The organism is Flavobacterium aquidurense (assembly GCF_001404985.1).
GTDB classification, from domain to species: Bacteria; Bacteroidota; Bacteroidia; order Flavobacteriales; family Flavobacteriaceae; genus Flavobacterium; species Flavobacterium aquidurense_B.
Genome location: NZ_JRLF01000015.1, coordinates 269,818 through 287,833, shown reverse-complemented (window position 1 = coordinate 287,833; position 18,016 = coordinate 269,818). Strand labels below are relative to the sequence as shown.

Below are 18,016 nucleotides of genomic sequence, written 5' to 3'. Positions count from 1 at the left end.
TTTTTTTGAGCAGAAATTAATGTCCTTTTTTAGAATAAATATTGAATTGCTGAAACGAAATTTCTCCAAAATCTTTAACCGTTTCCAGTTTATCAACATTTGCTATTAGAGCTTCTGCATTAGGATCCTGACTTGGATTCAGGATATAATTGATAAAATGATCCTTATATAAATACCAGTTGTTTTTTGTTTTGTTAAATTTAAAAGTTGTGATATGTTCCCAATGATGGCCGCCTGAGATTCTGTGTTCGATAGAAAAATAACCGTTTTTGATTGCAATTGCATTAAACGGATCTCCAAATAATCCTCCGCAATCAATACAATATGCAGCATTTTCGTTTTTATAGGCTAATTTGTAACTTCCGTCTTTTTGGCCTAATAATAAAAGTAAAGGTCTTTTGTCAGGTTTGCCCTGATCCATATTTGAAGTAGTTTCTTCTGTAGCTTTGCGTAAAACCAAAATACAATCCTCTATTTTGTCCAGATTCAAATCGCCTTTTTCTTCTATAATAGCCTCATAACCTTTAGGAATAAATAACTTTAATTTTTGGCTGGTAACTTTGATGCTTTCGTTAAAAGTATCATATTTTTTAACGGGGTTGCTTTTTGTGGTTTTGTTGCCTGTTTTTTGTTGTGAAAAAGCAAAACCCAGATTAAAAATAAGAATTAGCAATAAAATTGATTTTTTCATTTTCGACTTTTTTTCTTAAATATTATTGTGTTTTACAAACTTTCTAAATTATCCCATTCATATTCTATCTTGTCCAGTTTCCTGTAATACGGAATAAGTAATATGATCTCTAATCTTAATGCGAAATGACCACCACTGGTTACAAAAGGAAGTATAAACATAGAAACGATACAAATCACGACTCCCAGAACAGCATCAATTTTCCCTATTGAGATTGCATTGGCTCTTTCAAACCAAAGAGAATATGCGGCAAAACCTTTAAATACCATAATGGCAACAATAAACATTCCTATTGGTGAAAGAGCTGTATTACTCGAAAAACCATAAAGAGAAATATTTACGTTTGATATGAAAAAGCTCATTAAAATTGAGCTTAAAGCGCAAATTGCTAAAATCATAAAAATCCAGCAAAATGTTTTAATCCACCACGGCAAAAGTTTTCTTCTGATTACGGGTAGTTTATCGAATTCGTCAAAGTGGCTTTCTAATTCCTGATTCATTATATTTTTTGTTTTATTTAATACGTCCTGAATTATATAACCTGCGTAAGAATCAGGATTAAAATAGTTAGTTGTATTCCTAAGATAATCCAGAAAAAGTTTCTGCTTGGCTGTGAAACATTTTTTAAGCCAGTAATTATTTTACCTTTTATGATGTCAGGAAAATTTACGTTTTCATCTTTAAAATCGACTTCGTCCAGCTTTATTTTTTTTAAACCATAAATAATTATTTTTTTCAACCATTTATTATCATTAGAATCTCTAATTTCCTGTATTAACTTAAGTTGTAATTTGGTTTTATCAGCTCCTTGTTTTAGTAAATCAGGTTGGTTAGTCTTGACTTTATTTAGTACTTTATCAATAATAGGGAATAATAGAGTTTCTCCCTTATCTGATAATAATTTATGGATGGTTTTTGATATTATATATTTATTACCAAAAGAAAATAATATGAACGGACCTATAAATGTTGAGATTACGGTTAAACCAAAGCCAATTGGACGTAATGCAAATAATAGAAGTATAACAGATGAAGCTGATACATGTCCCAGTCCTGTACCTGATTGATAAATAATGGTGAATAAGGTAAATACTCCTATAATGGCATATAGTATTTGTCCGAGGATATTGATTTTGAAAAAACTAAAGGTTGCGCTACTAAATAGTTTAGTAACATATTTTAAATTATCATTCATTAATGTGGTATTTGGTTTTAGTTAAATTGGTATTTTATTCAGGTAAAAATATAGAAAAATCATTACAAATATTTAAATGATTTTTATTTATTGAAATGTTTTTAAATACTGAATGAAACAGGAACTTTTAGAATGTTGAAATAAAAGTTACGAATGTGATTCTTCTTTTTTAATGCTCAGTTTTTTGACAATCCAGGGCAAAGTAAGTCCTTGTCCAATAAGCGTTAAAAGTACTACGGCGACAGAAATGAATATAATAACGGTTCTTTCAGGAAAAGGGGAGCCGTCTTCGAGTTCTTTTGGAATACCAATTGCGATTGCAAGAGAAACAATCCCGCGCATTCCAGACCAACTCAGGATAATGCTGTTATTGAAATCTAAAAGCGCATGTTCGCTTACTCTTCTTTTTCCTTTATTATTATGAAATGCTTTTTGAAGATTGATTTTTTGAAGAAATATCCTTGCCATTCTAATAAGTAAAGCGACAATCGTTATGATAACAGCATATCCTATGTACGGTAAAATCATATGGTCGTCAATATTTTTTAGAATATATCTAAAGTTAAGCCCAATTAAAATGAAGATTAATCCGTTGAGTAAAAAAATAATTATGTCCCAAAGACTTCTGGATTGGTTTTTTAGACTTTCAGGAAATATCTTTTTACTGAATCGTGCAATTGCCAGTCCTAAAATTACCACTGCAATAACTCCGGAAACATGCAAATGCTCTGCAATAAGATAGGTGACAAATGGCATTAAGAGCATAAAACTAATTGTAACGTTTGCATTTTTGTGAACTCTGTTTAATATAAAAGACAGGATTTTCGCCATTACAAAACCTACTAAAAATCCGCCTCCAAGCAATAGTAAAAACTGTAAAGTTGCTTTCCAGATTATAAAAGCTGATCCCATTACGGCAGCTACCGCAAAACGATATGCAACAAGTGCAGATGCATCGTTGATAAGACTTTCGCCTTCGAGTATGGTTAAGGTTTTATGCGATATTCCGAGTCCTTTTGTGATACTTATTGCTGCAACAGCATCAGTTGCAGAAAGTATGGCGCCTAAAACGAACGCTAATGGCCAGGTCATTCCCGGGATCATAAAATAAGCGACAACTGCAATACCAATAGTAGTCAGGAAAACCAGCGATATGGCAAGTGTGCCAATGGTATTAATATTGGTTTTGAAGTCTTTAGGTGAGATATTAAAGGATGCATCATATAATAGTGGCGGAAGAAAAATCAGGAATATAATTTCAGGATTAATTTCAATCTCGGTCATTGTAGGTATAAAACCAATTGCAACTCCTACGATAACAAGAAGAATGGGCTGTGGTAATTTTATCGTATCAGCAAATGCAGATAGTCCTATGACGATGGCGAGAATAAAAATGATAATGCTGTAGTTTTCCATATGGCTGATATTGAATTGAAGAAGTTGCTAATGTATATATTTCAGTCTTTAATTGAAAATATAGAAAGACATTAAAATATCAAATAAAGATAATTTTCTGATGAAACCTAATGTCTAGCCCTGATTGGAGGGAAAATCCTTTTTCTTGCTTGTTTAGCAAGGAAAAGATTTGGAAGGAAAGCAGGAAACAGCTCCTTATAATGACACGTAAAGTGCTGATATGCCACGGATGTCAGGTTTTAAAAATGTCATGTTGTCAGATTGTTTTTCATGTGCCGACAGTAAAACTGACAATTTACTTTGGTTTTTTATATTGGCACAAAGATTGACTTATGCCACCTGAGTTATAAATTAGTATATCAAAATTAAATATATAAAAAATGGGTAAAATAATCGGAATTGACTTAGGTACGACGAACTCTTGTGTTTCTGTAATGGAAGGTAACGAAGCAGTTGTTATTCCTAACGCAGAAGGAAAAAGAACAACGCCATCTATCATCGCTTTTGTTGAAGGTGGAGAAATTAAAGTGGGTGATCCTGCAAAAAGACAAGCGGTAACGAATCCTACAAAAACGATTGCTTCTATTAAACGTTTTATGGGACACACTTTTGCTGAAACTACAGAAGAAGCAAAAAGAGTTCCTTACAGTGTTGTAAAAGGTGACAACAATACGCCACGTGTGGATATTGACGGTCGTTTATACACTGCTCAGGAGTTGTCTGCAATGACACTTCAAAAAATGAAAAAAACTGCTGAAGACTATTTAGGTCAAACTGTAACTGAGGCGGTTATTACTGTTCCTGCTTACTTTAACGATGCACAACGTCAAGCTACTAAAGAAGCTGGAGAAATTGCAGGTCTTAAAGTTATGCGTATCATCAATGAGCCAACTGCTGCTGCACTTGCTTACGGATTAGATAAAAAAGGAACTGATCAAAAAATTGCTGTTTACGATTTAGGTGGAGGTACTTTTGATATCTCTGTTCTTGAATTAGGAGACGGAGTTTTTGAAGTATTGTCTACAAATGGTGATACTCACTTAGGTGGTGATGATTTTGACCAGGTTATTATTGACTGGTTAGCTGACGAATTCAAATCTGAAGAAGGTATTGATTTACGTTTAGATCCAATGTCATTGCAACGTTTGAAAGAGGCTGCAGAGAAAGCTAAGATTGAATTATCATCTTCTGCTGAAACTGAAATCAACTTACCTTACGTAACTGCTACTGCTTCAGGACCAAAACACTTAGTAAAAAAATTATCAAGAGCTAAATTTGAGCAATTATCTGATACTTTAGTAAAACGTTCTATGGAGCCAGTTGCTAAAGCATTAAAAGATGCAGGTTTATCTACATCTGATATTGACGAAGTTATCCTTGTTGGAGGTTCTACTCGTATGCCAAGAATCGCTGATGAAGTTGAAAAATTCTTTGGTAAAAAAGCATCTAAAGGAGTTAATCCTGATGAGGTTGTTGCTATTGGAGCTGCTATTCAAGGTGGAGTTTTATCTGGAGATGTAAAAGATGTATTGTTACTTGACGTAACGCCTCTTTCTTTAGGTATCGAAACTATGGGTGGTGTATTGACTAAATTAATTGAGTCTAACACAACTATTCCAACTAAAAAATCTCAAGTATTCTCTACTGCTGCTGATTCTCAACCATCTGTTGAAATTCACGTATTACAAGGAGAAAGAGCGATGGCTGCTGATAACAAAACTATCGGTCGTTTCCACTTAGATGGTATTCCACCAGCACCAAGAGGAGTTCCTCAAATCGAGGTTACTTTTGATATCGATGCGAATGGTATCATCAAAGTTTCTGCAACTGATAAAGGAACTGGAAAATCTCACGATATCCGTATCGAAGCTTCTTCTGGATTAACAGCTGAAGAAATCGAAAAAATGAAAAAAGATGCTGAAGCTAATGCTGACGCTGACAAAATAGCTAAAGAAAGAGCTGAGAAATTGAACGAAGCTGATAGTACTATTTTCCAAACTGAAAGTCAATTGAAAGAATTGGGAAGTAAATTAACAGACGATCAAAAAACAGCTATCGAATTTGCTTTAACTGAATTAAGATTTGCTCACCAATCTCAAGATATTGAAGCAATCCAAAAAGGATTAGACAATGTAAATGCAGCTTGGAAAGTAGCTACAGAAGCAATGTACGCTCAAGGTGGTGAAGGTCAACAAGCAGCTCCACAACAAGAGCAATCGCAAGGTGACAATGTTGAAGACGTTGAATTCGAAGAAGTCAAGTAGGTTAATTAACATCGATTAACATCGGTTAATAATAAGTGCTAAACCGCTGTAAACTTAATGTTTATAGCGGTTTTTCTTTTTTCTTTTTTATTGTTTCTGCTCTTTTTTAATCGTTTTTCATCATATATTTGTACCACATTTGCACCGGCACTTAAGTGGAGACAAAGTGTCTCTTATGTATACTTATTGTACCTTAATAAAGGGAAATAGGCGATGAAAAGAGAAAAATAAAGAATGTCTTTTTGCGGAGAAAAATTCCTTCAGTTAATCTTGGAACCCGCCTTGTAGTGATTGACCGCAAAATCATGCCCGAGATGTTTGCCATTTACAACAGACTTACTGCGGGAATCTGAAAGTGCACTGAAGAAAAAATTATACAGACTTGAAAAAGAGGACTGCTATTCCATTAGCGAAATAGCTGAGAAATTTCAAATATTTGAAGGTACTGTCTACAGCCATATCCGGAAATATTCAATACCAACCAGACAGAGCGGAAAGTATGTAAGTGCTCCAATGGAAATTGATAACTTGTATAACAGAAATGATTTTGTATGAAACAATTACTGAAAACCAAGGCAACTGTGCGTCTTCGAAAAGCAGAAAACAAAAATGAATGGTATGTTTACATAGAAAGCTATCCTGTTGAGGTTTCCGGAAAGAAAACTCCCCAAAGAATCCGCGAATATATAAACAGATCCGTAACAACAGTGGAGTGGGACAAAAAAAGAACCGCCCGAACAGATGCAGAGGGAACCAAATCCTACAAACCAAAGCGCAACGATAACGGAATAATAATGTGCAGAAGCGATAGCGACCGTGAAATAATGCTGTATGCTGACGGAATCCGTAAAGTTCGGCAGAAAGAATATGATAATAGAGATCTATACAGTGATGCTGAGAATATATTAGTTGAACAGAAAGAAAAAAGACAGGAGGATTTTATTAAATACATTGAAGCTTTGGCGGCTAAAAGACATGCTCGAAGTTCAAAATCTGTACAGATTAATTGGAAGCGGACCAGAGAATTTTTAAAAAGCTATTCAGGAGACAGCCTTATATTTTCTCAGGTTGATTACAGAATGGCAGAAGATTTTAAACTGTTTTTATTAGCTGCTCCACTAGAAGGAAATAGAAAAGGAATGATTTCCAGCAACAGTGCGGGAACCTATTTTTCTATATTTAAAGCGGCTTTGAAACAAGCTTTTATAGACGGATATTTAACGGTTGATTTATCTTCAAGAATAAAAGGCATCCCTGAGCAGGAATCAAGACGTGAATATCTGACCATTAAAGAATTGAATGTACTGGCATCAACAGCATGCGAAAAAGACGTCCTTAAAAGAGCCGCACTTTTCTCAGCGCTTACAGGACTGAGACATTCCGACATTCAGAAGCTCCGCTGGAAAGAAATAACTGTGGAATATGGCATGGCTAAACTGCATTTCACACAGAAAAAGACAAAGGCTGTTGAATATATGCCTATTTCCCAGCAGGCTTTCCAGCTCTGCGGAGAACCGAGGCTTCCCCAGCAGCTTGTTTTTGAGGACTTAACAGACATAACGTGGATTTCGCGCCCCCTGAAAAAATGGGTTGAATTGGCAGGAATTAAAAAAAATATTACCTTCCACTGCTTCCGCCACACGTTTGCAACACTGCAGCTAGCGAGCGGTACAGACATTTATACGGTCAGTAAAATGCTGGGTCATACCGACGTAAAAACTACTGAAATCTATGCAAAAGTAATAGATGAGAAGAAAATCAAGGCATCAGAAGCTATACAATTGGAATCTTTAAAGAAAAAAGAAGTGTAAAATATATCAAGTCCAAAAGCAATGAGCCACAATTCTGATATAAAACCGAAAATAATATTCTAACTAGAAATAATCATCTCGATATAAGGAGGGGAGAAAGAGGTTCCGCTTCGAATTATGAGAAATGATAGTAGATACTCGATTTCATATGTTATTTCAGAATAGACATAGAAAAAAAGTGTACCTCAGAATTTTAACAAATTGTCTTAACAAATATTATAGTTTGTTTAGAATGTTTGAATTTTTAATCTGTGTCTTCTTTAGCTTTCCATATATTTTTTTTGTTGTTTTGGCCGGTGAGGCTTGGGATGTCTGAAATGACTGGGAAAGGAACTAGTTAATTTTTTCCATTATATTCTTAGTCTTATTCCTGATAATTTAATCAATTACAAAAATGGTTCTGTCAGCTGGTATTTAAAGGAAACAACATACGTTTAAATTTAAGTAAGAACTAGCTACAAGAATTAGCATTATTCATTTCGTTTTAGCCGCTTTTTGTGGCAGTGCTTGTTCGTAAATGTCTAGAAATGCAGATGCTGAATAATTTGTTTACTTATTCTAATGCTTCTACATTTTTAAACCAAAATTTAATGCTCATGCATTTTTAGTATATCGTCCATGTCACTTTCAAGCATTTTGTATAACCAGCTTCTTATAATACAGTTTTCCTCAAGTTTTGAAGCGCTTATTCCTTCGAACACTTGGACATTATATCGATATGACTCATTGACCTTTAGTATTGATTCCATTGAAAAATGCCTTATGCTTATAATGCTTTCTTCAATAAATGCATTTTCTTCCGCCTCTAAATCTTTGAAATAAAAAGCAAAACTACCGCTCTGCGTTTGCCGATAACCAACGCCGCCCCACTGAAGAATGTCAGCGTTTTTAAGGTAAACAATGTACTCGTGTGGCATGGTATTATAGAATTTAAAAGAATCTTTTAAAGTCGGAAAGCTGTATTCCACAAATTCTTTGTAACAGTATTCCAGATGCCTGAAGAAGCTGGTAGTATATTCCTTGGCCTGACTTTCACTGAACTGTACCGTCCGTATGCGGTTTGAGTTCTGCAGTCTGTTCAGTTGGTACATTTCTTTTGTTTCCTTTATGGAAATATCGGGCAGTGGTAGATAGTGTTCGTCAATCTGCCGATATCCTTTTGCTAGTAGCATATCCACTATTTTTGAAAGTCCCTCAAATGGAGGAACCTGCCCTTTTGTTGTAAATTTAGGAATTGGCAGATTTTCCCTTATAGTTTTTTCAATAAGCTGTGCTAGTTCCTCACTTGTAACATTTTTGTATTTATAATGCTCCCTGATCTTAAATAGGTTTATTCTGTTTTTCAAATCCAAAAGGTCAATTGGGTAAATTTCCTCATATCGCGGCATGTAATAATCGTCAATTTTGGTGCGGTAGTTTAATTCTTCATTGTAGTGATATACTATGGCTGCCAGCTGCTCCAATAGAAGGACATCCGGAGTAAAAGTGTCGATGATCTCCTTACCGATTATTTCTCTGAGCTGGCTAAAGATAGCCTGCTTAACAATCTTATCATGGTCTTCTGCCAATAGGGAGATATTGCTTGTAGTATAGGATTTAGCACCTGTTTGTAAAAATGGATTGCTATTAAAAGGAGCATCTAACGGCTTGCGGAGATCAAGATATACCACGTTGGAATTACGCTTTTCCATCAGTGGAAAGAAAGCGTAGCCATCGCCGTTAATGAGATCTTCGGGCAGGATAATACCGATTTCACCTGCTGTATGTGGAGCGAACTTTTCTTTGAAAGTGGAAAAGTTTTCATCCAGATAAGAATTGTAGGCAGAAAGGTATGAAAGACACTTGTCTTTTTTAAATGTAATCAGTGTATTTTTATGGGATTGAGATGCATTTTCGACGTAGAAGTCCAAGGCGCTTTTACCAATATGATTTTGATAAAAATAGGTGAGGAGATCATAAAAATCTGCATTGCTTTTTTTATCCAATTTATGAATAAGGAAACAGATAATATAATCACGGATTTTCGAGTAATAGAATGAAACATTGTAGAATTCCTCTTTGTTGGATCTGATTAGGATGTTTCGGGTGAAAAGATCTTCGGGTATTTTCTGGTCCAGAGAATAGTTTAATCTTTCAACGATATGGTTCACATCGATACCATCATTTTTATGAATTTCCGTATGAGAATATGTATAATTCATCAATAGGTTTGCTATGGCGGAAAGTGTTCTTGTTCCAGCCTCGTAGCCTATCTCAGTTTCTTCAAGGGTTTGTTTCAAGTATTTTGCGATAAGTTCTCTGTCGCTGACCTTTCGCGGAATCTGTTTTCCAGTGTAGACTTCGCAGAATATCTTTAAAAAGAACCCGTTCTTTAGTTCAGGAAGGAGTTCATCCGAAATTTCACCTTTTAAATCGAATTCTTTCTGATACAGGGGAAGAATTGAGGTTAATTCCTCATCGGAGAATTCAGTTAAGTGATATCCGGGGTTTTCCAAACTGCTGTTATAATTGTGGAAGCTGTCTATCTCGTCATATAATCGCGTAGGTTTGTTTTTGATTTTCAGAACGTTATTCCAGATATTGGATTTGCAGCTGATAATAATCTTTATTTTATCAGCATTTTTTGCAATTAGAGCCATTTCGCTTAATTCCTGGGCTATGTTAGGATTGGTGCTCTCATCAACAGCATCGATGAATATGAGAATGGTCTTATCTGCATAACGGCCCAATTCATCAAGTTTTTTCAGCGCAACATCTTTTTCTGTCTTGGTAGAAAAAGTAATGTTGAGATCCTGTGCAATGCATTTGCAGGGAGAAGTAATGATGGCGCAGTTGTAGAAAAATACGAAGGAATCTTCCAGTTTCTGTAGGGCTAGGGAGCACATCGTATTAGTTTTGCCCACCCCCGCATCGCCCACTAGACCAAAGACAGAATCACCGGAAGCCATAAAGACTTCGAATGAGTCTATCAGCGCTTTTCGCTGAACGTATAATTTTTGTATAAATTTCGCATAGCGACTGTTGGAATCGCCAATGATCATGCCCATCCGGTCATTAACATTTGATTCGCAGAAGATCTTCAGGTTTTCAGGAGACATTGCAATGAAGTTCTTAAGGGCCTCATATCTAAGCTTTAATTCTTCATCTGTAGACAAGGTATATCCATTTTTATAAAAGGCAGATTTTTCTGAAATGGTCCCTGATAGTTCTTCTTTTGTAATGGAGTCAAATATTTTAGTCGAAATCCCATTTGAAACTATGGTGAAAGGAGCTATTTCATCCAGTAGTCTTGCGTAGGAAATTCCTTGATCCCTATCTGCATCCGTAAGCTGTTTCGAGTCAGCTTTTACTTCAATGACAAAAAGATTCCTTCCATGTCTTTTGACTAGCATATCTGATCTGCCTGTTGCATGCTTGTTTCTTCCAAGACGTATGGTAAAGGAATCTTCAAAGGATATTTCTGAAGAATCGATTCCTAAATCTTTCAGATATGGCAATAGAATTTTGCCCGTAATGTCAAATTCGCTCATAAGTACTTAAATCTGTTTAATTCTCTGTCGATTTGATAAGCCTCTTTTTAATTCGCTTTCTGGGTAACAAATTATGATGAATTATTTAATAACTCTAGAGCGCTCCTGTTTTAGTTCCAGATTCCTTATTTTTTTTATGCCAATAAATAAATTGCTCTAAATTTTGCTCTTCGGTATTAGATTCGATGTCAGGGAAATTATAATTTTGCGGATTTATTTGATTTACCAAATCGGGATTGAATTCATTAATTTTTTTATAAATCAATTCTACATTCGCGAGATTTTTTAAGTAGTCGTAATTACTTGCATCTAACGGACCAAAAAAAGATGAATTCCAATAAGTGGGAAAATTTCGAATTAAAAGGCGGATGTTTTTTTCATCTAAAAGTGTTGATTCCATATAATTATCATAAGCATCTTTATCAGCTAATTTCCAATGTTGCATAATCATTCGATTAGTTGGATTTAAGGGATCTTTATATACAAGATTCTCAAGATTAAAAGTACTTTGGGCTTTTGCTGCAATGAGCTTTTCTAAGTCTTTTTTATAAGATTTGGAATTATCAAATTTTCTTGTAAAATGACATAATTGATTTACATTAAGTTTATTTGCTAACTCCAGTGAAATTGACTCATTATTATTCTCGACATCTTTATCTAAGACATTGGAGATTGATTCAATTAAACGAATCTTGTTACCATCATTAAATATACCACTAGAATGCATATATTTTTCAAATAGAAAAATATAAAATGAATTTCGACCTTCATCAACTCCTACTGAAGTTATTAAAGATTCAATTTTATAAATTATTTTGTGCTCTTCAATACCATTATTTATAAAATCTAAAATTATATCCGCAATTCCATCGGTTTTATCTTCTTTTATGAAATTTTTAATTTTCTCAATTTTAATATTTGAAATCTTTCTAAGGGTATGATATGAAAAATATTTCTCAAAATGATCCTGTAGATTTATATGAGGTATTAAATTATCACTTGGGATATCTTGAGGCCTAATATTCGAAGGAAACATCTTATCTAAAAACCATTCATAATCCTTAAAATCATCAATTAGTTTCTTTCTTGTTCCATTTGGATAATTGGTAATGCCAAATTCGTCATTAAAGTTGATTGTTGGATACTGATTAGAAAATATAGGCATAAAACTATTGTCATATTTATAGTTTTTAATGCAATTATATAATTTTATATTTTTTATTTTTAGCCATTCAATCCAGTATACATCTACGATATTTGCTTCTTTTTCAAGTGCAAAAGCACTTATTAAAAAACTATTTAGAACTTTTATAATTTCCCGTGGAGAATCAAAGTTCGCTTCAGAAAATGCAAGACTAATATCGTTTAACGTATCATCTTTTATGTCTTGTAGAAAAGTTAATTTATCAATGACAGATCTAAGTTTGACATCAAAAAAATATTGTAAATCTTCTTTTTCAATTCTAGGAAGATGAATAGGGATATTTATGATTTTCTCCAAGAATTGATAACCATCTATAATATTAGTTCCATAACGATTCTTTATAGCTTTTGCTACGTGATCACCGTCAATATTCACTATAAAAATAAAATTTTTAAAATTTGCATTTAATTTAATTAATTTTAGAATAGTATAAATCTCTTCTTTATCTAATCTATCTAAATCATCAATAAAAACAACAACTTTAAAATTAACCTCTACTAAACGAGCGTTAATTTTGTCTTTTAATATTTCTAATGTAATTTCCTGGCCTTCTAAATCTTCACCTAATTTTTCAAGTATAAGTCCTGGATCAAATGTAATTTTTGTTCCAAATTTTGAGGGTATTCCAATCGATGATGATATTTTAATAGCTTTGAGATATCTACCATATTTTCTCAATTCTTTACCTACTTTCTGTGTATTTGTCGTTTTCTCTACATAAAATCTTTTAGCAAGACTGTCAAAAAAATCAAATATCATTTCATCTTCATTTGAATATCTCCAAGGATTAAAATGAAAAATCAAATACTCTTTGTCTCCTTCTTTTTTTTCAAAATGATCTATTTTGTTTTCAATTAGATTTAAAAATGAAGTTTTCCCTTCTCCCCACTTACCATAAATTCCTATTGTGATTGGATCTGGATTACTCGAATTTAGCTGGATAAGTTTTTGAACTTTATCTGCATAAAATTTAAAATTAAATAGATCCTGTTCCGGTTTACTTATTGCATTATCATCTAAAAAATGGATATTATTCGACATGATTTATTTTCTGTTTTTTAGTTTTTAATTTTAAAATTACAAATATTTATATGGAGGATTTCTATTATTGATTAAAAAACTTTGATAAATGTTCTCAGAGATATGTAATCAAAATATGGTAAATTAGCAGTTTGTATTCTTTTCTTTTGTTAGGTCAATGAGCTGATGCAATTCTACTTCTGGAATCATAATATTTCCTTTGCCGTTCTCAAATACTTCTATATAGGGGTAGTTTAAAGGTTTTATATAAGTATTGGGGAATGGATAGTTTTTTAAAACCTTTTGCAATTGGTATTCGACTTCAACTCCTCCCATTTTTGGATTGTATTTAAATACATCTTTAATTAATTTTTGAAAAGCTTTTAGCTCAATAGCTGATTCCCCTGTCGAACGAAAATATATAATATCCGGATCTGCATAATATGAATCTGCCTCAATTAAATTAGTAAATAATTTAGTGCTGGGATCAATGCTGTATTCAAGTTTATAGAGCCATGCAAAGTTCGTCAATATAGCATGAATAGGGTTTCGATAGCTATAGATGTTTACATGTTTAGGATAGGATATAATAACATTTAATCTAAACTTTTTCTTTATTAATTTCATACTACTTTTTATTTCCAACTATTTCAGTGATTAATTTAGGTAAGGAGTCTAATAATTCTGTATAGCGCTCCAGAATAATATTTATATTTTTAGTCATGTGAACAACTGCGATTTCAATACCAGCAATATCATTTAAGCAGGTAGTAATACACTTGGCAAGCGGAAGAGTGCTTTCTTCGAATCGAAAATGTGCCAGATGTGTTATAGCTGGTACAAAAAAATCATCTCGTAACTTAAATGGATTATATCTGCCAGTCTTCATGTAAGGAGCAATTTGAGAAGCATATAAAACACTTAATGGACCTGTCCTTTCATCTGTAAAAATATTTACACCTTCCTTTTCGTAATTAAGATTATACATTCCATATTCTGTCAGAAATTCCTGTAGATGCTGATTGAAAGAATGAACATATTCCGAAGTGCTTTTCGTATATGAATTGAATTTTTCACCAATCAGATTAAATTGATGCTCCATTATTGCAATGTGGCCATGGGTATAATTTGATATGTTTATCACGTCGCCGTAGGCTTTTTCTTTTTCAGCCTTAGTAAAGAAAATTCGTTTGTATTGTGGTTTTGAGTTTTTTATTTCAATAAATTTTGTAAGTTCATTTTTGTCTAATGATTTAAAGACGTCGCCTTTCACATTTGTCATTGCCTTTATTTCAGGCATGGATAGCTCTGTAAGGCTTAAGCGGTCTTTAAATTCAATTAAATCTGTCATTTGCTGCTTTATAAGAACTTCTGTAATTCTAAGTTCAACAACCCATCGTTCACCACTTCTTACAGTGGCACTTCTCTTATTTATCCAGTCGATTAATCTGTTAATTGCAATTCCTAAAAAGAGAGTGACAATAGGTAAAATATACTTAGCCCAATCTGTCCCATTTGTTGGTTCTTTGAGCAGGATTATTTCAATAGTTTTCTTTGAATCATGCGTAGCAAGCAGTGGGGCCGTTTTAATAGCAGCAATAATTGTATCTCTTTTAGTATCTGCAGCGGCAGTATTTGAAATTGTTTTATTTGGGTTAATAGCTTTATTTTCCTCTGCGCTGGAGATTGCTGATAATAATAGAAAGAGTACGATTGGTAATTGTTTTTTCATATAATCCTATTTAATACAATAATACAATTTTTTGAAATATTATTTCAGGACCAGCGATTAAACAAATCGAAAGTTATGGAAAATCTAAGATGGTTCTATGTGAAGAGATTTATTGCTGTAATTATAGAAAGGTATTTCTCTGCCATAATTCCAACAGCTAAAAGTCCTCAAAATCCATCTATAAAAAAAGTTTAAGTGGTTTTGAAGCCATGTAAGAAAAGATATTGCAACTGGCGCTTTCGCAAATAGTATAGGAAAACAAAACAAATTATTTTGTAATGCTTAAGGCCTTTTTTTAGAAATATTGGTCAAAAATTAAAATTGGTCTCAGCTCGCCAACAAACTTATACAATTTATAAAAAAAACAGTTTACAATTTTTTTAAGGTTTATTATTTGTTTAAAACCAATTTTGCATGAGAATTAGATTATATTTTATGTTTAATTCTTTTTTCCCTTTCTTTAGTTTGTTTGCATACCTGCTATTTTTTTTAATAATTTTTCAGAGACAAAATACAGGTTGTTTTTAGATCTGGAAATTGCGACGTACAATTTGTTTTTAGTGGATGGAGCTAAATCTTCAAGTTTGTTTAGGAGGAATTTTTCATACGTAGTATTATTAAGAACCACGCAGACATCATAATAGCGGTCTTCACCTTTGCAGTCTCCCCAATTTTTAGAAAAGCAATCGTAGGAGTAATGCTTTTGGTAGAATAGTTTTACGACATTATTGTCTTCAAAGATTTCTTTAATTTCATTGGTATCTACAAGTTCTTTAATAACTGTATCGTGTGTATGATGCGATTGGATTGGTATTTTTAGATTTTCTGAAATGTACTTACAAATAGTCATTGTACAGCGCCAGCTCTTTAGCAAGCTTATCGTATCTACAGTAATTCCAGACTTATTAAATTCTTTTTGATAATTGAGATAATCCGAATGCAAGTTTTTTCTGGTCGACCCATCACGGCTGGTATCAAAAGTATGCTGGAAAAAATCTCCAACGTAAAGCATTTTAGTTTTTGATTTGGCTAGCGCAATAATAAAATTGAAATCATTACTTGCAAAATCTTGTACTTCATCAATGAAAACCTGATCAAAATATTTATCTATTCTTAGTATGACTTCATCAATAACACCATTGTCCAGTATCAATTTTGAAATTCGTGAGAAATATAATCTATCGAACTTATCAATGTAATGCTCCCTAGTATTTTTTTGAAGATATAGGCTTGGCTGTATTTTATAATTTATTCCCTTAGTCCGAAGCTGATTATGGCAGAAAGGTTTATAGCAAAATGAATATATAAAGGAGAAATAAGTGTAAAGTCTGATATTATTTGGAAAATATCCGAATTTATTTACTATTCTATCTTTAACATTTTCATGATTGCTTGTAGTGTATGTAATAACAGCTGCGGTTTTATTATCGACAAGCTGATCTATTATTAGTTTTGTTTTACCAGAACCGGCTACTGCAAATACTACTCTTTTATCCATTGGAAAGCTTCTTTTATATATTGCGGCACTTTTATTTCAGCTGATTTTTTGTCTAGTAATGTATATGCGGCTTCTGCCTTATTTTTTAACATATATTCCTGTATTTCAAGTTTTCTTCCAGGTGTTGTATATAATTTATCACAAAGATCCTTATTAAGATTGTAAATGCAGATTTCAAACGTTTTATTTGAATTATTTTGATCTGAAAAAATTTTAATATTATCAAATTTGTTAAAAGTACTGTAATTATCAACGCAGTTAGTTTGATATTCTCCATCATTGTCTCTGATAACCGCTGTTTTAATCTGCAGAATTTTGGCAATTTCTAAATATCTTTTAAAACTGGTACCATCTGCCGATAAAATTGCGATATCTGAATCATGCAATTCCTCTTTATAGATGTTCTGATGCAACGCATCCAGTAATATATATTCAGCATCTCCTTCAACCAATATGACTTTTTTAGAAAGTACAAAATCTAATAGATTCTTATCTGGAGCTTTAATGAAAAACTTGGCAGTGGACTCATCAATATCTTTAAGGAGAACAGGGGTCATGCTGCTATTAAGCAGAATTGATTTTCTTAGATCTAAACGGGCACTAATAGAATTGCTGTGGGTTGAAATAAAGATCTGCTTGTCAGCTGAAGATCGAATCAAATCAATCATTTTACGCATATTTATGTGGCTCAGATGATTTTCAGGCTCTTCCAGCAGTACTGTTTCAATCAAATTACTGCCTCTATTTAATGCAAATTTGGTTTTAATAAAGCATTGTATGCCTTTGCCTTTGTTTTCAATATTTATTTTGTTTTCAGATAATGCCAGGTCTGTCTCTAAATTTGATTTTGAATTATTTCTAATCAGGAATTCAAATCCATCAAGATTCAAATTTAATTCCTGAAGACTGTTTTTTCTGAATTCATCCTTGTGCTTACGGTAGCTATGATGGTGTTTACTTTTCTGTACTGGACTCGCTATGCTCGAGTAGATGACGCGAACATATTCCTTTATAGCATATTCGCTGCTCATCAGGGAGTTGTCTATTACTAAATGTCTTAAAAATTTTCTATAGGATGAATATGCATCTCCAGAGAAAGTGGTGAAATTAATTGAGTAAAATTCAAATGGAAAAATTGCATCAGGATGAGAAAGAATTGCGTTAATTTCTTTTCCTAAGTTATGATTGGGAATACAGTGTAATTTAATGCCATCACAGGTTTTAATGTCAGAATTGTTTTTGCCATTAAGATCTGGTTCAAATTGGTCACTAAGATATAATTCAACAAATAATTCAGGCAGATTTTCGTATTTTCTATCCGACAGCATGAAATTTTCAATAACTGCGGCGTTAAATAAATTTTCTAAACCTTTAGTTTCTACCTTATGTCTGCTGCCGCTCATTGTCAGATCAATGGCTTCAAGAAGTGAACTTTTACCAGATTCATTATCACCAACAATAATGTTGAGTTCTGAATCAAAAGGAACCTCAAAATGATTGAATTTTTTAAAATTTTTTAATTTAATTTTTAAAATGTGATTCATACTTCTTGATATTGATTTAAGATTTGAGTGTAAATATTAAAAGTCCAATTAGTCTCAATCTTTACATTGTTTTGAATGGGCTATTTGATAATTGGAATTTATATTTTAAAT

At 32.9% G+C, this 18,016-nt stretch carries 12 protein-coding genes; 2 read left to right on the top strand and 10 right to left on the bottom strand.

Annotated elements, in window-relative coordinates; all coding sequences use genetic code 11:
* Nucleotides 1-16: 16 nt before the first annotated feature.
* The 4 genes from RC62_RS19690 to RC62_RS19675 form a co-directional block, all read right to left on the bottom strand.
* A complete protein-coding gene (locus RC62_RS19690; RefSeq protein WP_055098025.1) occupies nt 17-691 on the bottom strand; it encodes a hypothetical protein in 675 nt (224 codons plus the stop codon).
* Between the two features lie 32 nt (nt 692-723).
* Nucleotides 724-1,191 (bottom strand): hypothetical protein, encoded by a 468-nt coding sequence (locus tag RC62_RS19685; protein ID WP_055098024.1) that lies wholly within the window; start codon nt 1,189-1,191, stop codon nt 724-726.
* A gap of 32 nt (nt 1,192-1,223) precedes the next feature.
* On the bottom strand, nt 1,224-1,886 hold the full coding sequence (locus RC62_RS19680; protein ID WP_055098023.1) for a hypothetical protein: 663 nt from the start codon (nt 1,884-1,886) through the stop codon (nt 1,224-1,226).
* A 147-nt stretch (nt 1,887-2,033) separates the two neighbouring features.
* Nucleotides 2,034-3,302 carry a Na+/H+ antiporter gene (locus tag RC62_RS19675; protein WP_055098022.1) on the bottom strand — a complete coding sequence of 423 codons (1,269 nt, stop codon included), beginning with the start codon at nt 3,300-3,302 and terminating at the stop codon, nt 2,034-2,036.
* A 380-nt stretch (nt 3,303-3,682) separates the two neighbouring features.
* Between RC62_RS19675 and dnaK the strand changes: the two genes are divergently transcribed.
* Together dnaK and RC62_RS19660 are read left to right on the top strand one after the other, a co-directional pair.
* Entirely contained in the window at nt 3,683-5,566 is a 1,884-nt protein-coding gene (dnaK, locus tag RC62_RS19670) for a molecular chaperone DnaK (protein WP_055098021.1), read from the top strand.
* 551 nt (nt 5,567-6,117) lie between these two features.
* Nucleotides 6,118-7,377: a site-specific integrase gene (locus RC62_RS19660; protein ID WP_055098019.1), complete on the top strand. Its 1,260-nt coding sequence runs from the start codon at nt 6,118-6,120 to the stop codon at nt 7,375-7,377.
* A gap of 587 nt (nt 7,378-7,964) precedes the next feature.
* Here the strand turns inward: RC62_RS19660 and RC62_RS19655 are convergent.
* The 6 genes from RC62_RS19655 to RC62_RS19630 all read right to left on the bottom strand — a co-directional run bounded on the left by RC62_RS19655 (nt 7,965) and on the right by RC62_RS19630 (nt 17,905).
* Nucleotides 7,965-10,907 (bottom strand): type I restriction enzyme HsdR N-terminal domain-containing protein, encoded by a 2,943-nt coding sequence (locus RC62_RS19655; RefSeq protein ID WP_055098018.1) that lies wholly within the window; start codon nt 10,905-10,907, stop codon nt 7,965-7,967.
* A 94-nt stretch (nt 10,908-11,001) separates the two neighbouring features.
* The gene (locus RC62_RS19650) at nt 11,002-13,152 is read right to left on the bottom strand and encodes a P-loop NTPase fold protein (RefSeq protein WP_055098017.1); all 2,151 of its coding nucleotides are present in this window, start codon (nt 13,150-13,152) and stop codon (nt 11,002-11,004) included.
* A gap of 123 nt (nt 13,153-13,275) precedes the next feature.
* Entirely contained in the window at nt 13,276-13,758 is a 483-nt protein-coding gene (locus RC62_RS19645; RefSeq protein WP_157472587.1) for a hypothetical protein, read from the bottom strand.
* 1 nt (nt 13,759) lies between these two features.
* Entirely contained in the window at nt 13,760-14,863 is a 1,104-nt protein-coding gene (locus tag RC62_RS19640) for a hypothetical protein (RefSeq protein ID WP_055098015.1), read from the bottom strand.
* A 460-nt stretch (nt 14,864-15,323) separates the two neighbouring features.
* The gene (locus RC62_RS19635) at nt 15,324-16,361 is read right to left on the bottom strand and encodes a DNA helicase UvrD (RefSeq protein WP_055098014.1); all 1,038 of its coding nucleotides are present in this window, start codon (nt 16,359-16,361) and stop codon (nt 15,324-15,326) included.
* Nucleotides 16,346-17,905, bottom strand: coding sequence for an ATP-dependent nuclease (locus tag RC62_RS19630; protein ID WP_055098013.1), 1,560 nt, complete (start codon nt 17,903-17,905; stop codon nt 16,346-16,348). Before RC62_RS19630 ends, RC62_RS19635 begins: the two co-directional genes overlap by 16 nt.
* Nucleotides 17,906-18,016 lie beyond the last annotated feature (111 nt).

What these genes read in the sequence shown, in the direction of transcription:
- RC62_RS19690 (WP_055098025.1), bottom strand. Translation starts at nt 691, where the DNA reads ATGAAAAAATCAATTTTATTGCTAATTCTTATTTTTAATCTGGGTTTT.
- RC62_RS19685 (WP_055098024.1), bottom strand. Translation starts at nt 1,191, where the DNA reads ATGAATCAGGAATTAGAAAGCCACTTTGACGAATTCGATAAACTACCC.
- RC62_RS19680 (WP_055098023.1), bottom strand. Translation starts at nt 1,886, where the DNA reads ATGAATGATAATTTAAAATATGTTACTAAACTATTTAGTAGCGCAACC.
- RC62_RS19675 (WP_055098022.1), bottom strand. Translation starts at nt 3,302, where the DNA reads ATGGAAAACTACAGCATTATCATTTTTATTCTCGCCATCGTCATAGGA.
- dnaK (WP_055098021.1), top strand. Translation starts at nt 3,683, where the DNA reads ATGGGTAAAATAATCGGAATTGACTTAGGTACGACGAACTCTTGTGTT.
- RC62_RS19660 (WP_055098019.1), top strand. Translation starts at nt 6,118, where the DNA reads ATGAAACAATTACTGAAAACCAAGGCAACTGTGCGTCTTCGAAAAGCA.
- RC62_RS19655 (WP_055098018.1), bottom strand. Translation starts at nt 10,907, where the DNA reads ATGAGCGAATTTGACATTACGGGCAAAATTCTATTGCCATATCTGAAA.
- RC62_RS19650 (WP_055098017.1), bottom strand. Translation starts at nt 13,152, where the DNA reads ATGTCGAATAATATCCATTTTTTAGATGATAATGCAATAAGTAAACCG.
- RC62_RS19645 (WP_157472587.1), bottom strand. Translation starts at nt 13,758, where the DNA reads ATGAAATTAATAAAGAAAAAGTTTAGATTAAATGTTATTATATCCTAT.
- RC62_RS19640 (WP_055098015.1), bottom strand. Translation starts at nt 14,863, where the DNA reads ATGAAAAAACAATTACCAATCGTACTCTTTCTATTATTATCAGCAATC.
- RC62_RS19635 (WP_055098014.1), bottom strand. Translation starts at nt 16,361, where the DNA reads ATGGATAAAAGAGTAGTATTTGCAGTAGCCGGTTCTGGTAAAACAAAA.
- RC62_RS19630 (WP_055098013.1), bottom strand. Translation starts at nt 17,905, where the DNA reads ATGAATCACATTTTAAAAATTAAATTAAAAAATTTTAAAAAATTCAAT.